Below are 14,627 nucleotides of genomic sequence, written 5' to 3'. Positions count from 1 at the left end.
AGCGGCAATGAATACCTTCAGCCGTCATCGCGTGCGGCCGGCGGCTACCAGCATTAGCGTCTGGACCCTGGCCGTCCTGGTGGCTTGCCTGGGATTGCACCAGTTGTGGGCATACCTGGACGTGCGGGCGCCGCACGTGGCGAACGCGCTGCTGGGCGGGCTGGTCGCCGCCGGCGCGACCGCGGTGGGGACCGTGCCCATCCTGTTCGCCCGCAGCATTGCGCAGAAGGTGCAGGACAGCATGTTCGGCTTCGGCGCCGGCGTGATGCTGGCGGCCAGCGCCTTTTCGCTGGTGGCGCCCGGCATCGCCGCGGGCCGCGACCTGGGCTACGGCCCGTGGGGCGCGGGCCTGACGGTGGGGGCCGCGGTGCTGCTGGGGGCGGCCGTCCTGCTGCTCATGGACCGCACGCTGCCGCACGAGCATTTCATCAAGGGCAGGGAAGGGATCGAGGCGCACCGGCTGCGCCGCACGTGGCTGTTCGTGTTCGCCATCACCCTGCATAACCTGCCGGAGGGCCTGGCCATCGGCGTGGGCTACGCGGGCAACGACCCCCTACGCGGCACCGCGCTGGCCACAGGAATTGCGATCCAGGACATTCCCGAAGGGCTGGTCGTGGCGGTAGCGCTGCTGGCCGCGGGCTACCAGCGCGCGTTCGCGGTGGCGCTGGGGATGCTGTCCGGCCTGGTCGAGCCGCTGGGGGCGCTGCTGGGCGCGGCCGTGGTCGGCTGGTCGGCGCCGCTGCTGCCGTGGGGGCTGGGCTTCGCCGCGGGTGCGATGCTGTTCGTGATCAGCCACGAGATCATTCCGGAGTCGCACCGCAAGGGGCACGAGGTCTACGCCACCTGCGGGCTGATGCTGGGCTTCGTGCTGATGATGTTGCTGGACACGGCGCTGGGCTAGCCGGGCATTCCCTGGCGGCGGCTTTCGTTGTATGCTTTCGCCGCTGTCACGCATGTTGCGGGAGAGAGCGGCCTGTATGCCCGGCCGCCGCCGAAGGCGCAATTCGCCCGGAATCGCTCAGGTAACCCATACCGCCCATGCTTGCCCTGTCCCGGTTTTTTTTACCGCGCGGACGTGGCAAAACAGCACTCTGGAGAGACCTGGCGCCGCCCCTGAAATAGGGACATAGCGAGCAGCCCAGGCGCCGAAGGTGCAAACCCGCGCAGCGGGGCAACTCTCAGGCAAAAGGACAGAGGGGCGGAAGATTCAGCCGTTGTGCAGGCGCAGCCCGCTACGCACCACCGGCATTCCGTAACCCTGGCAACAATGCCGTCCCGGAGTTCCCGCGCATGTCCGCACCCCTCAAACGCACCCCGCTGGCCGAAGAACACATCGCCTCTGGCGCCCGAATGGTCGACTTCGGCGGCTGGGACATGCCCCTGGCCTACGGTTCGCAACTGGAAGAGCATCACGCCGTGCGCCAGGACGCGGGCATGTTCGACGTCTCGCACATGCTGAACGTCGACGTGGCGGGTCCGGACGCCTTCGCCTTCCTGCAGCGCCTGGTCGCCAACGACGTGGCCAAGCTGACCGTGCCTGGCAAGGCGCTGTACAGCTGCATGCTGAATCCGCAGGGCGGCGTGATCGACGACCTGATCATCTATTTCTTCGCGTCCGACGAATGGCGCATGGTCGTCAACGCCGGCACGGCCGACAAGGACATCGCCTGGATGCTGCGCGTGAAGCAGGCCGGCGGTTTCGACGTCGCCATCACGCCGCGCCGCGACCTGGCCATGGTGGCCGTGCAGGGCCCCAACGCCCGCGCCAAGGTCTGGGCCGCGCGCCCGGCATGGCAGGCCGCCACTGAACCCCTGACCCCCTTCGTGGCGGCGGTGGTCGGCGACGACACGCTCGTGGCCCGCACCGGCTACACCGGCGAAGACGGCTTCGAAATCGTGCTGCCCGCCACCGAGGTCGTGCAGCTGTGGCGCGATCTGGTCGCCCAGGGCGTGCGTCCCTGCGGCCTGGGCGCGCGCGATACGCTGCGCCTGGAAGCCGGCATGAATCTGTACGGCCAGGACATGGACGAGCTGATCCAGCCCGGCCAGGCCGGCCTGACCTGGACGGTGTCCCTGAAGGACGCCGAGCGCCGCTTCATCGGCCGCGAGGCGCTGGAGCAATTCGCCACGCCGGCGGCCTTCATCGGCCTGAAGCTGCAAGAGCGTGGCGTGATGCGCGCGCACATGGCCGTGCGCACCAAGGAAGGCGTGGGCGAACTCACCAGCGGCACCATGTCCCCCACGCTCGGCGTGTCGATCGGCTTCGCCCGCCTGCCGCAAGGCGTGCGTCCCGGCGATACGGTCGAAGTCGATATCCGCGGCAAATGGGTGCCCGCCCTGGCATGCAAATTGCCGTTCGTCCGTAACGGCAAAGCGGTCGAACACTCGTAAACTCGAAGCTTCGCGCGGGCGGCCGCCCCTATGGGGCGACAGGTCCGCCCGCGCGAGGCGCGCAACACCATTCATCTACCCGCATTCCCTCAGGAGTTCCCATGAGTCTGCCCACCGATCGCAAGTACACCGAGTCCCATGAATGGGTCAAAGCCGAAGGCGACGTGTTCGTCGTCGGCATCACCGATACCGCCCAGGACCAGTTGGGCGACCTGGTTTTCGTCGGCGACGTGAAGGTCGGCGCCAAGCTGAACGCCGGCGAGACCGCTGGCGTGGTCGAGTCGGTCAAGGCCGCCTCCGACATCTATGCGCCGGTGGCCGGCGAGATCGTCGCGTTCAACGAAGAACTGGAAAACAACCCCAACCTGATCAACGAATCGGCCTTCACCGCCTGGATCTTCAAGATCAAGCCGGTCAACGCCGCCGACGCCGACAAGCTGCTGGACGCCGCCGGCTACGAAGCCGTCGCCAACGGCTGAGCCGGTCCGCCGGGGCGGGCGTGGCCGCAACGGCCTGGCGCCCGCCCCGCAAGATGCAATACCGTCCGTCTTCCGACGGCATCCGCTACCCCGAGATCTCCCCATGTCGCGCGCCCTAGACACCCATACCGACTTCATTCCCCGCCACATCGGCCCCTCCGACGCCGACCAGGCCGCCATGCTTGCCGTCATCGGCAGCGCCAGCCTGGACGCCCTGATCGAGGAAGTCGTGCCGCCCAAGATCCGCAGCCAGGCCCCGCTGGCGCTGCCGCAATCGCGCAGCGAAACCGACGTGCTGGATGAGCTGAAGCAGATCGCGGGCCGCAACCAGGTCTACCGCAGCTACATCGGCCAAGGGTACTACGGCACGCAGACGCCCAACGTAGTGTTGCGCAACATCCTCGAGAATCCCGCCTGGTACACGGCCTACACGCCGTACCAGCCCGAGATCTCGCAGGGTCGCCTCGAGGCCCTGCTGAACTACCAGACCATGGTCGCCGACATCACCGGGCTGGACATCTCCAACGCCTCGCTGCTGGATGAAGGCACCGCCGCGGCCGAAGCCATGACGCTGGCGCGCCGCAGCGCCAAGTCGAAGAGCTCGGTGTTCTTCGTCTCGCGCCACGTGCATCCCCAGACCCTCGAAGTCGTGCGAACGCGCGCCGAAGGCCTGGATATCGAGATCGCCGTGGGCGACGAGGCCGAAGGCCTGCCCGAATGCTTCGGCGTGCTGCTCCAGTACCCGCACAGCACGGGCTCCGTGTCCGACTACCGCCAACTGGCCGACGCCGCGCATGCGCAAGGCGCCGTCGTGGCCGTCGCCACCGACCTGCTGGCACTGGCCCTGCTGGCCGCGCCGGGCGAATGGGGCGCGGACATCGCCATCGGTTCGGCCCAGCGCTTCGGCGTGCCGTTCGGTTTCGGCGGCCCGCATGCCGGCTTCATGGCCTGCAAGGACGCCTTCAAGCGCAACATGGCCGGCCGCCTGGTCGGCGTGTCCAAGGACGCGCAGGGCAACCCGGCGATGCGCCTGGCGCTGCAGACGCGCGAACAGCACATCCGCCGCGAAAAGGCCACTTCCAACATCTGCACGGCGCAAGTGCTGCTGGCCGTGATGGCCGGCATGTACGCCGTGTGGCACGGCCCGGCCGGTATCCGCCGCATCGCCGAGCGCGTGCAGCGCAGCACGGCCATCCTGCGCGCCGAGCTGGTCAAGCTGGGCGTCAAGGTCGCCAACGACACCTTCTTCGATACGCTGCTGCTGGAAACGGGCGCTGCCACCCCCGCCATCCTGACGGCCGCCGATTGCGCGCGCATCAACCTGCGCCGCGTCGACGGCGCCCGCCTGGCGGTCTCGCTGGACGAAACCGTAACCGCGGCTGACCTGCAGGCGCTGGTCAACGTCTTCGCCGCCGGCCTGGAGCGCGATGACGTCGAACTCGACCTCGACGCGCTGGACGCGGCCGCCGCCGGCGGCATCCCCGCCAGCGTGGCGCGCGAAAGCGCGATCCTGGCGCACCCGGTGTTCTCCAGCGTGCAGTCCGAAACCGACATGCTGCGCTATCTCCGCAAGCTGGCCGACAAGGACCTGGCCCTGGACCGCACGATGATCCCGCTGGGGTCGTGCACCATGAAGCTCAACGCCACCGCCGAGATGATTCCCATCACCTGGCCCGAGTTCGCGCTGATCCACCCGTTCGCGCCCGCCGCGCAAAGCCAGGGCTACAACGAGCTGATCGACCGCCTGTCGGCCGCGCTGTGCGAAATCACCGGCTACGACAACATCAGCCTGCAGCCCAACTCGGGCGCGCAGGGCGAGTACGCCGGCCTGCTGGCGATCCGCGGCTACCACCAGGCCAATGGCCAGCACCAGCGCAACATCTGCCTGATCCCGTCGTCGGCGCACGGCACCAACCCCGCCTCGGCCCAGCTGGCCGGCATGGACGTGGTGGTGGTGGCCTCTGACTCCAACGGCAACGTCGATCTGACCGACCTGCGCGCCAAGATCGAACAGGTCGGCGACAAGCTGGCCGCCCTGATGATCACGTACCCCTCCACGCACGGCGTGTTCGAAGAAGCCGTGACCGAAATCTGCGATCTGGTGCACCAGGCCGGCGGCCAGGTTTACCTGGACGGCGCCAACATGAACGCGATGGTCGGCGTGGCCCAGCCGGGCAAATTCGGCTCGGACGTGTCCCACCTGAACCTGCACAAGACCTTCTGCATCCCGCACGGCGGCGGCGGCCCCGGCGTGGGCCCCGTAGCGGTGCGCGCGCACCTGGCGCCGTACCTGCCCGGCGTGGTGAACGAACAGGGCAAGCTGTCGGGCGATGCCAAGGTCGGTCCCGTCTCGGCCGCGCCGTTCGGCTCCGCCGGCATCCTGCCGATCCCGTACGTGTATATCGCGCTGATGGGCGCCGACGGCCTGCGCCGCGCCACCGAAGTGGCCATCCTGAACGCCAACTACATCGCGACGCGCCTGCGCGGCCACTATCCGGTGCTGTACGCCGGCCGTCACGGCCGTGTGGCGCACGAATGCATCCTGGACGTGCGTCCGCTGAAGGAAACCAGCGGCATCAGCGCCGAAGACATCGCCAAGCGCCTGATGGACTACGGTTTCCATGCGCCCACGATGAGCTTCCCCGTGGCCGGCACGCTGATGGTCGAGCCGACGGAATCGGAAGGCATCGCCGAGCTGGACCGTTTCATCGACGCGATGATCTCGATCCGCGAGGAAATCGCCCAGGTCGAGCGCGGCGAGCGCGATCGCGAGGACAACGTCCTGAAGAACGCGCCGCACACGGCGCAGATGCTGCTGGCCGAAGAGTGGCTGCACGACTATCCGCGCCAGCAGGCCGCCTACCCGGTGGCGTCGCTGCGCGATGCGAAGTACTGGCCGCCGGTTGCCCGCGTGGACAATGCCTATGGCGATCGCAACCTGGTGTGCGCCTGCCTGCCGATCGAGGCCTACGCGTAAGCGCGGGCGGCAAGGCCCGGCGCGAGCCGGGCCTGGGCAAAAAAAATCCCCCGTCAGGAAGACGGGGGATTTTTTTATCCTGCGTCGGCTTGGTGCTTACTTCGCCGGCGCGGCCTTGGCGGTGACGTTGAAGTCTTCCGCGATGCTGAAGAACGTGTTCAACAGGATCTGCAGGTTTTCCTTGCCGATTCCGCCTTCCGAGTTCACGTCCATCTGCAGCACGGCCTGGTTCTTGTCGTCCAGGTAGGCGCGCGTCCAGCGGTACTCCTGGTTCCAGGCGTTGATGGCCTTGAGCGAAACCGGCTTCTTGCTGCTGTAGGTCGCGGTCACCACGAGGTCATGGCACTTTTCCGTGAAGTCGTTGCACAGGAGTTCGACGCGCAGTTCGGTGGCGCCCGTATTGGCGGGGGCCAGGATCAGCACGGGGCCCTCGTCGCCGTCTTCCTTGCGGGGGGAGTACGACATGTCGGTCAGCATGGCGTTGACGGTGTCGAGGTCGAAGTCCTGCATCAGGTCGGCGGGAGCGGCCGCCGCGGCGGGCTCTTCCGGATCCATGTCCATGTCCATGTCTTCCGGCTCGCCTTCGTCATCCATGCCCGCCGCGCCCAACAGGCCCGCGAACAGTTCGTCAGCCGGGATCTTCGTGCCGTTCAGGTCGCCCATGCCGTCGGCGAAGTGGAACTTGCCGACGATGTTGTCGCCGTCGTTCTTGCCGACGTTGAACATTTCGGCCATGCCCGATACCGAGCGCATCTGCTCGTCGGCTTCGGCGCCCGCTGCCGTGGCGTCCAGGCCTTCCTTCTTGATGGCGTACTGCACCATCAGGTCGCGGACCATGGGCTTGGAGATGATCAGCGTGGCGTCGATCTGCTTGATGGCCTTGACCACGATTTCCTGCGGCGTCAGGTCCTTCACGTTGGGCGGATTGGCCAGGTCCAGCGCGAACGTCAGCTTGCTTTCGCCCTTGGCGGTTTTCCAGCTGATCGGATCGATGCTGAACGACGGGTTGCCGTTGAGCAGCTTGCCGGCGTTATCCAGCAGCACGTCGAACTGTTCGTCCTTCAGGCCTTCGTCGCTGGCGCCCATCATGTACTGGCGCACGATCTGGTTATAGGTGTCCGACAGTTGCTTGACGGCGCTGCCGTCCAGCTTGGCCAGCTTGATGACGGCCTGGCCATTGCCCAGCGCTACATCGTTCAGGACGATGTCGCCGGTCTGGTAGGTGGCCTCGGCGTTGATGGTCTTGTCGTCTTCAGCCAGCTTGACGCCATAGCCCAGGTTGTCCAGCGAGAGCTTGATGTCCTCGTCGGGCTTGACGACGTCGATGCGCTTGACCTTGATGTTCGAGTCGCCGATGGACAGGCCGAACTTGCCCATGCGGCTGTTCACGTCCATCGTCAGGCCCGACATCGTCATCTTGATGGGGTCGTCCGCTTTCTCGCCGTCCACCGACAGGGTTTCCATCAGGGCATGCGCCGTGACGGCCTGCAGGCTGCGGTCGAACGAGCCATTGACCGTCATGCCGCTGAAGTCGACCGCATTGCCGGCATGCGCGATCTTCACCGGGGCGATCCGGGCGGTCGAGGTCGTGACGCCGCCGAAGTTGATCATGGCGTCGCCGGTCAGCGGCGAGACGTCCTTGGTCAGTTCGAACAGTTCCTTGATGTTGTCGGTCTTGGCGATCTCGGAGTGGACGAAAGCCAGCTTGGGCGCGATCGCGCCGCGCGCCAGGGCGCTCTTGGGGAAGGGGCCATGTTCGATGGTGGCGTCGAACTCGACCATGCCGGCGGGCATGCCGTCGGGAGTGTTGTCGCTCTTGACGAAGGACAGGCCGTAGCGCGCCTGCGTCGAGAACAGGCCGCGTTCGTACTTCAGTTGATCGATGCGCAGGCCGAACAGCGGCGTGATCTTGGCCAGTTTTTCATTGGCCTCGGCCAAATGGCGCTGCGAGCTTTCTTCGATGCGCTTGCCGGTGTACCACGTGGCGCCTACCCAGCTTCCTGCTCCCACTATGACCACGCCGAGGGTGATCGCTACGCTCTTTTTCATCGTTCTGCTTGTGTCGTTGATTATCGAGTCATATCCGATAGCCGCGGCGGCTTCAGCCGCGGGGCGCCCTTGAGGAGCCCTTCATCGGAATACACGTATTCATCGGCCTGTAAGGCCCGCGGCGAGTATACCGAGGCAGTAGGTCACCTGACCGTGCTCACGGTTACAGAAGATTTCAAAATGAAAGCCGGCGCGTTGGCGCCGGCTTTTTCTGCGGAAAGACGGGGAAGTTACAGCGGATCCAGCGGGTAAATCGGGCGGCGCACGTTCTTGAACTCCAACTGGCCGTAGTCGGAGGTGGTGACTCCCACGCCGGTGCATTCAATGACTTCCGTGGCCATGTCGGAGAAGCCCGCGCGCCAATGCACGCGGCTCTTCAGCACCACATAGCGTTTTTGCAGCGGGTCGATACCGGCCGACAGCAGGCAGTTCACGTCGAAGGGCTCTTGGTGGCGCGACACCACCACGATCTCGACGCGGCCCGTGTCGATCACGACGGTCAGGCCGGTATCGTTGCGCACCCCGCGGTACATCGGGCCGCGGTTCAGGTAGACGCCGTCAAACACCAGTTTGACGCGGCCGGTGACTTCCAGCGGCTCATTGGGCGCTTGAATGGCGGGCATGGCCACTTTGCCGCCCAGCTTGAGGGTGATGGTCCGGCCCACGCCGGCCGCGGCCGCTTCCTGCGCGGCCTGCGGGTCGCAGATGGCGTAGAAGACGACATTTTCCAGTTCCTGGCTCAGCACCTCGGCCAGGACGGCGGTGGTGTCCATCGTGCCGCCCGAGCCGGTGTTGTCGTAGTGATCCAGCAGCACCACGGGGCCTTGCTCGATGGTTTTGGCGCGCGCGATGGTCGGCGCGAGCGGTTGCGGGTGAAACACCCAGTCGGCGCGGCCGGCCCAGGCGCGGTCCAGCAGTTCGTCTCGGTACTGTTGCGCTTCTTCCAGCTTGCCGTTCGTACAGACCACGGCGCTCAGGCCCGCTTCGCGGATGTCGGCGTGGGGAAACCCTACGAAGACCGAGGCGGCCAGCACACCGCCGGCCTCCAGTTCCTTGCAGCGTTCCTGCAGGGGCTTGTTGGGCGCGGCATGGGTGCCCTGGCACATGATGTGAGGCAGCATGGGCTTGTTGGCCCAGGCCATGACGGGCTTGATCTCGCCCTTCAAAGTGCGGACGATCACGTTCGCGGCGCGCACGCCCGATTCGCGGATGTCGACGTGGGGATAGGTATGGAAGCCGCTGATGACCGTGGCGTTCTTGACGATGTCGTCGTAGATGTTGGCGTGCATGTCCAGCGTGACCGCCACGGGCGTCGTGGGGTCGATCTCGCGCAGGCGGCGCAGCAGGTCGCCTTCGGCGTCGTCCACGCCCTGCGCCACCATGGCGCCGTGCAGATCCAGCAGGATGGCGTCGAAGCCGCCGCGCTTGACCTCGTCCAGGATCAGCTTGCACAGCCGCTCGTGCGTTTCCGCGCTGGCCGGTCCGCTGGGCCAGGACTCTGCCGCCACGGGCACGACCATGTCGGCGCCTTCGCGGCGCGCCACCTCGATGTAGCCGCCCAGGCCGCTGTCGGTGTTCTCGTAGGCCTTGATGGCGCGTTCGCCGGCCAGGACTTCGGGATTGCCGCGGAAGAAGCGGTCGAGCGGGGTCGGCACGGGCGAAAACGTATTCGTTTCGTGCTTGATCATTGCCAAAAGCCAACGCATGGGAATTCCTGTGGGTTGCTGTGGAAGAATCAGGCTGCCTGGGGGGGGCTGGGGCCAGGGATGTTGGGCGGGGCGCATCCGTTCCCAGGCGCGCGCGAGCCGCAGCACGCCCAGGTCGTCGAAGCGCGGGCCGGCGATCTGCAGGCCGATGGGCAGGCCCGCCTTGGTGTAGCCGCAATTGACGGAAGCCGCGGGCTGCTCGCTCATGTTAAAGGGCAACGTGAAGCCGATGTGGTGCATCGTGGTGGCGAGCTCGTTGGTGGGCGAGGGCCATTCCGCGTTGTAGGCGACCACGGGCGCCACGGGCGACAGCACGTAGTCGTACGGCGCGCAGGCCGCGACGGTCTTGGCGCGCACGTTCACGGTTTCGTGGTAGCTGCGGAACACGGCCTCGCCGGACTGGCCGCCGCCGCTTTCCGCCCAGGCGCGGATGAAGGGCAGGATCCTGGCGCGGCGCGCTTCCGGCAGGGCGGCCAGGTCGAGCGCCGAGCGGGTGCGCCAGAAACGGTCCACGCCGTCCAGCATGTCCGGGGTCATCCAGGGCTGCACGGGCGTCACGATGGCGCCCGCGGCCTCGAAGGCGCGGGCCGCGGCTTCCACTGCCTCGATGATCTCGGGATCCACCGGCAAGCCGCAGCCCGCGTCCAGCAACAGGCCGATGCGCAGGCCGCGCACTTCGCGCTCCAGGTTCAGCCAGTCGAAATCCTGGAACGGGAGGCTCATGTGGTCGCGCGCGTCGGGCTGCGACAGCACGCCCATCATGAGGGCGGCGTCGGTGACCGTGCGGGTCATGGGGCCGGCGCAGCGGCCCATGAACGGCGGGTCGATGGGAATGCGGCCGAGGCTGGGCTTGAGCGTCGCGATGCCGCACCACGCCGCGGGCAGGCGCAAGGAGCCGCCGATGTCGGTGCCGATATGCAGGGGGCCGTAGCCCGCGGCCGCCGCGGCGCCCGCGCCGGCGCTGGAGCCGCCCGGATTCTTGGACAGGTCCCAGGGGTTGCGCGTCAATTCATGGAAGCTGGACAGGCCCGACGACAGCATGCCGTAGTCGGGCATGGTGGTCTTGCCAAGCAGCACCGCGCCGGCTTCCCGCATGCGGGCGGCGGGTGGGGCATCGGCCGCGGCAGGCGTCAGGTCGGTCGCCGCGGTGCCCAGCGGCACGGGCACGCCGCGCGTGGCGATGTTTTCCTTGATGGTGGACGGCACGCCGTCCAGCGTATGGCCGCCGGCCGTTTGGGGCTCGCCTTTCATCCAGCGGGCCTCGGAGGCGCGGGCCATCGCCAGCGCGCCTTCGGGATCCAGCGCGTAGGTGGCCTTCAGTTGCGGCTCCCAGTGCGCGATGTGCTCCAGCACGGAGCGAGTCACCTCGACGGGCGACAGCGTCTTGTCGCGGTATGCCTGAAGAAGCTCCACTGCGGACAGTTCATGCGGTTGCGACATTTCGGTTCCTGTGTGCGGATCGTTGCGTCACGGCGCGGAGGCCGGCGCCAAGCCGGCCGAGATGGGCCGGAAGTTGCGGAAGTCCCAGTCCCGTCCGGGCGCCGCGTCGATCAGGGCCCGGGTGTACTCGTGGCGCGGTTCGGTCAGCACGGTTTCGGCGGAGCCGGTCTCGACGACCTTGCCGCGCTGCATGACCATGATGGTGTCGCAGATCTGGGCGGCCACGCGCAGGTCGTGCGTGATGAACAGCACCCCCACGCCGGTGCGCTGGCGCACCTGTTCCAGCAATTCCAGCACCTGCGCCTGCACCGATACGTCCAGCGCGGACACGGCTTCGTCGGCCACCAGGATCTCCGGATCCATGACCAGCGCGCGCGCGATGCAGATGCGCTGGCGCTGGCCGCCGGAGAACTGGTGGGGGTAGCGACGCATCGCGTCCGGGCTCAGGCCCACCACGGAGAGGGTCTCGCCGGCGCGCTTCAAGGCGTCTTCCCGCGGCACGCCGAAGTTGAGCAGGCCTTCGATGATGGATTCGCCGACGGTGCGGCGCGGGTTCAGCGAGCGGTAGGGATCCTGGAACACGATCTGGATCCGCCGGCGCACGGGGCGCAGCGCTGAGCCGGACAGGGTGCTCAGGTCTTCGCCGCCCATCATCATGTGGCCGGCGGTGGGTTCGATCAGCCGCACGATGCAGCGCGCTACCGTGGACTTGCCCGACCCGGATTCGCCCACGATGCCCAGGATCTCGCCCTTGCGCAGAGTCAGGTTGACGTCGGCGGCTGCGATGATGTTGTGCGCCGCCTTGCGCGACAGCACCGAGCGCTTGCCGCCATAGGTGCGGCCCAGCCCCTTGACGTGCAGCACCGGCATGCCGGAGGGCGCTTCCCGGCGCGACGGGACCAGGCTGGGCACCGACGACACCAGGCGGCGGGTGTAGGACTGCTTGGGCTCGGCCAGGATCTCGTTGCGGGTCCCGCTTTCGACCAGGTCGCCGCGGTTCATCACGACGATGCGGTCGGAGATCTCGGCCACGACGCCGAAGTCGTGGGTGATGAACAGCACGGCGGTCTGGTGCTTGACCTGGAGTTCCTTGATGAGCGCCAGGATCTGCTTCTGAGTGGTGACGTCCAATGCGGTGGTGGGCTCGTCGGCAATGAGCAGCTTGGGCTCCAGGATCAGCGCCATCGCGATGACGATGCGCTGGCGCTGGCCGCCGGACAACTGGTGGGGATACGAATCGAAGATGCGCTCGACGTCGGGCAGGTGCACGGACCGGAACATGTCCAGCACCTTGGCGCGGCGCTCCGCGGCCGACATCTTCTTGCGGTGCAGGCGCAAGACTTCGTCGACCTGCTTGCCCACCGTGTGCACGGGGTTCAGCGCGGTCATGGGCTCCTGGAACACCATGGCCATGCGGGTGGCCCGCATTTCGCGCAGGCGGCGCTGCGTGGCGGTGACCACGTCTTCGCCTTCCACGCGGATCGAGCCGGCGTTGACGGTCAGCACGCCGGGCGGCAGCAGGCCCATGACGGCCAGGGACGTGACGGACTTGCCCGAACCGGATTCTCCGACGACGCATACCGTTTCGCCCGCATGCACGTCCAGGCTGAGGTTGCGCACCACGCGATTGCCCGCGCCGGCGACTTCCACCGACAGGTTGCGGATGGCGAGAATGGCGGACGACGTGTCGCCCGCGGGGGGAATGGGGGAGTAGGTGGTCATGGGCATCAGATCCTGCGCACCATTTTCGGGTCCAGCGCATCGCGCAGGGCGTCTCCCAGAATGTTCACGCTGAGCACGGTCAGCGACAGGAACAGGCCGGGAAAGAGAATCAGCCCGGGCAGCATGCGGAAATACATGCGTCCTTCGGACATGATGTTGCCCCAGGAGGCGATCTCGGGCGGGATGCCCGCGCCCAGGAAGCTCAGGATGGCCTCGGTCAGCATCGCGGACGCGAAGACATAGGTGCCCTGCACGGTCAGCGGCGCGATCGTGCTGGGCACCATGTGGCGCCACAGCAGCAGCGGCAGCGGCGTGCCCAGCGCCAGCGCGGCTTCGACGTAGGGTTCGCCGCGCACGGTCAGGATCTGACCTCGCACCAGCCGCACCACCCGGGGGATTTCCGGGATGGTGATGGCGACCAGCACGGTCATGAGGCTGGCGCCCGTGACGGACACCAGGGCGATCGCCAGCAGGATGCCGGGGATCGCCATGATGGCGTCCATGGTGCGCATGATCAGCCCGTCCAGCGAGCGGAACCAGCCCGCGATCACGCCGATGACCAGCCCGATGACCACGCTGACGACCGCCGCGCCCAGGCCCGCGATGAGCGAGACGCGGGCGCCGTAGGCCACGCGCGACCAGACGTCGCGGCCGAAGGCATCGGTGCCGAACAGGTAATCGGAGAAGGGCGGCTTCAGGCGGGAGCCGGGGTTGATGAGCGTCGGGTCGACGGTGCCCAGCAGGGGCGCGAACAGGGCGGTGACGACGATCGCCGCCAGCACCACCAGCGCCAGCATGACCGGCCAGCTCTTGAGCCCCTGGCGGACCTGCCGCCAGGCCGTGACTTGGGGATTGCCGCCTCCGGGAAGATCGGCGACATCGGTTGGCGTTTGCATGGTGGGCCCCTAGTACCTGATCCTCGGGTCGAACACCGTGTAGGCGCAATCGACAACCAGATTGATGAACACGTAGACGAACGCGAAGAAGAGCGTCAGGCCCTGGATGACCGGATAATCGCGGGCGAGGACGGCTTCCACCACCAGCCGGCCCAGGCCGGGGATGTTGAAGACCGATTCGGTCACGACGACGCCGCTGATCAGCAGCGCGATGCCCAGGCCCACGACGGTGGCGATGGGCACGGCGGCGTTGCGCAGGGCATGCCCCAGCAGCACGCCGGTTTCGCCCAGGCCCTTGGAGCGGGCGGTCCGGATGAAATCCTCTCCCATGACTTCGATCACGCTGGTGCGCGTGATGCGCGCGATCAGCGCCACATAGACCGTGGACAGGGCCAGCGACGGCAGGATGAGCCGGTGCAGGAACGGCCAGAAGCCGTTCGCCAGCGGCGTGTAGCCCTGCACGTTGAACCAGCCCAGCTTGATCGCGAAGAGCCAGATGAGCAGATAGCCCGTGACGAACACCGGCACGGAGAAGCCCAGCACCGAAAAGCCCATCACCGCGCGGTCCAGCAGCTTGCCCTGGCGCCATGCCGCCAGCACGCCCAGCGGAATGGCGACGAGCAGGGTGAAGACCAGGGTCAGGACCGCCAGGCCCAATGAGGGTTCCAGGCGCTGCCCGATGAGTTTCGTGACGGGCACGCCGGACATCAGCGAAGTGCCCAGGTCGCCCTGCAGGAGCCGGGTGCCCCAGATGAAGAATTGTTTGATGACCGGCTGGTCCAGGCCCATCGTCTGCCGTATTTGTTCGATACGGTCAGGCGTGGCGCCGTCGCCCGCCATGATGATGGCCGGATCTCCCGGGCTGAAACGCAATATCGCGAAGACCACCACCGCGACCATCACCAGAACGGGGATGGTCGCGAGGAGCCGGCGTGAGACAAATGCCAGCATGTAATTCCCCCTGTAC

Annotated in this window: 9 protein-coding genes, 1 pseudogene and 2 riboswitches; of the genes and pseudogenes, 4 read left to right on the top strand and 6 right to left on the bottom strand. The window is 67.2% G+C overall.

Going from position 1 to position 14,627, the window contains the following annotated elements:
- Positions 1-7: 7 nt before the first annotated feature.
- The 4 genes from AGI3411_RS07645 (at position 8) to gcvP (ending at position 5,847) form a co-directional block, all read left to right on the top strand.
- Positions 8-901 carry a ZIP family metal transporter gene (locus tag AGI3411_RS07645; protein ID WP_129526786.1) on the top strand — a complete coding sequence of 298 codons (894 nt, stop codon included), beginning with the start codon at positions 8-10 and terminating at the stop codon, positions 899-901.
- 48 nt (positions 902-949) lie between these two features.
- Positions 950-1,045: riboswitch (glycine riboswitch) on the top strand.
- Between the two features lie 36 nt (positions 1,046-1,081).
- Positions 1,082-1,204: riboswitch (glycine riboswitch) on the top strand.
- Between the two features lie 86 nt (positions 1,205-1,290).
- Positions 1,291-2,391: a glycine cleavage system aminomethyltransferase GcvT gene (gene gcvT / locus AGI3411_RS07640; RefSeq protein WP_129526785.1), complete on the top strand. Its 1,101-nt coding sequence runs from the start codon at positions 1,291-1,293 to the stop codon at positions 2,389-2,391.
- A 101-nt stretch (positions 2,392-2,492) separates the two neighbouring features.
- Complete coding sequence (gcvH, locus tag AGI3411_RS07635) at positions 2,493-2,870, top strand: glycine cleavage system protein GcvH (protein WP_042795177.1); 378 nt, start codon at positions 2,493-2,495, stop codon at positions 2,868-2,870.
- Between the two features lie 103 nt (positions 2,871-2,973).
- On the top strand, positions 2,974-5,847 hold the full coding sequence (gene gcvP / locus AGI3411_RS07630; RefSeq protein WP_129526784.1) for an aminomethyl-transferring glycine dehydrogenase: 2,874 nt from the start codon (positions 2,974-2,976) through the stop codon (positions 5,845-5,847).
- 96 nt (positions 5,848-5,943) lie between these two features.
- Here the strand turns inward: gcvP and AGI3411_RS07625 are convergent, their stop codons facing one another.
- From AGI3411_RS07625 to AGI3411_RS07600, 6 genes and pseudogenes are all read right to left on the bottom strand, one after another.
- Positions 5,944-7,896 carry a DUF945 family protein gene (locus AGI3411_RS07625; RefSeq protein WP_129526783.1) on the bottom strand — a complete coding sequence of 651 codons (1,953 nt, stop codon included), beginning with the start codon at positions 7,894-7,896 and terminating at the stop codon, positions 5,944-5,946.
- Between the two features lie 230 nt (positions 7,897-8,126).
- A complete protein-coding gene (locus AGI3411_RS07620) occupies positions 8,127-9,602 on the bottom strand; it encodes a M81 family metallopeptidase (protein WP_129527004.1) in 1,476 nt (491 codons plus the stop codon).
- A gap of 42 nt (positions 9,603-9,644) precedes the next feature.
- Positions 9,645-11,042, bottom strand: a pseudogene (locus tag AGI3411_RS07615) (amidase); the annotation flags it as partial.
- A 27-nt stretch (positions 11,043-11,069) separates the two neighbouring features.
- Positions 11,070-12,770, bottom strand: coding sequence for an ABC transporter ATP-binding protein (locus AGI3411_RS07610; RefSeq protein WP_129526782.1), 1,701 nt, complete (start codon positions 12,768-12,770; stop codon positions 11,070-11,072).
- On the bottom strand, positions 12,770-13,660 hold the full coding sequence (locus AGI3411_RS07605) for an ABC transporter permease (RefSeq protein ID WP_129526781.1): 891 nt from the start codon (positions 13,658-13,660) through the stop codon (positions 12,770-12,772). Before AGI3411_RS07605 ends, AGI3411_RS07610 begins: the two co-directional genes overlap by 1 nt.
- A 9-nt stretch (positions 13,661-13,669) precedes the next feature.
- Positions 13,670-14,611 carry an ABC transporter permease gene (locus AGI3411_RS07600; RefSeq protein WP_129526780.1) on the bottom strand — a complete coding sequence of 314 codons (942 nt, stop codon included), beginning with the start codon at positions 14,609-14,611 and terminating at the stop codon, positions 13,670-13,672.
- Between the last annotated feature and the right edge of the window lie 16 nt (positions 14,612-14,627).

This window comes from Achromobacter agilis (assembly GCF_900496965.1).
GTDB classification, from domain to species: Bacteria; Pseudomonadota; Gammaproteobacteria; order Burkholderiales; family Burkholderiaceae_B; genus Achromobacter; species Achromobacter agilis.
This window is presented reverse-complemented; position numbering and strand designations above follow the sequence as displayed.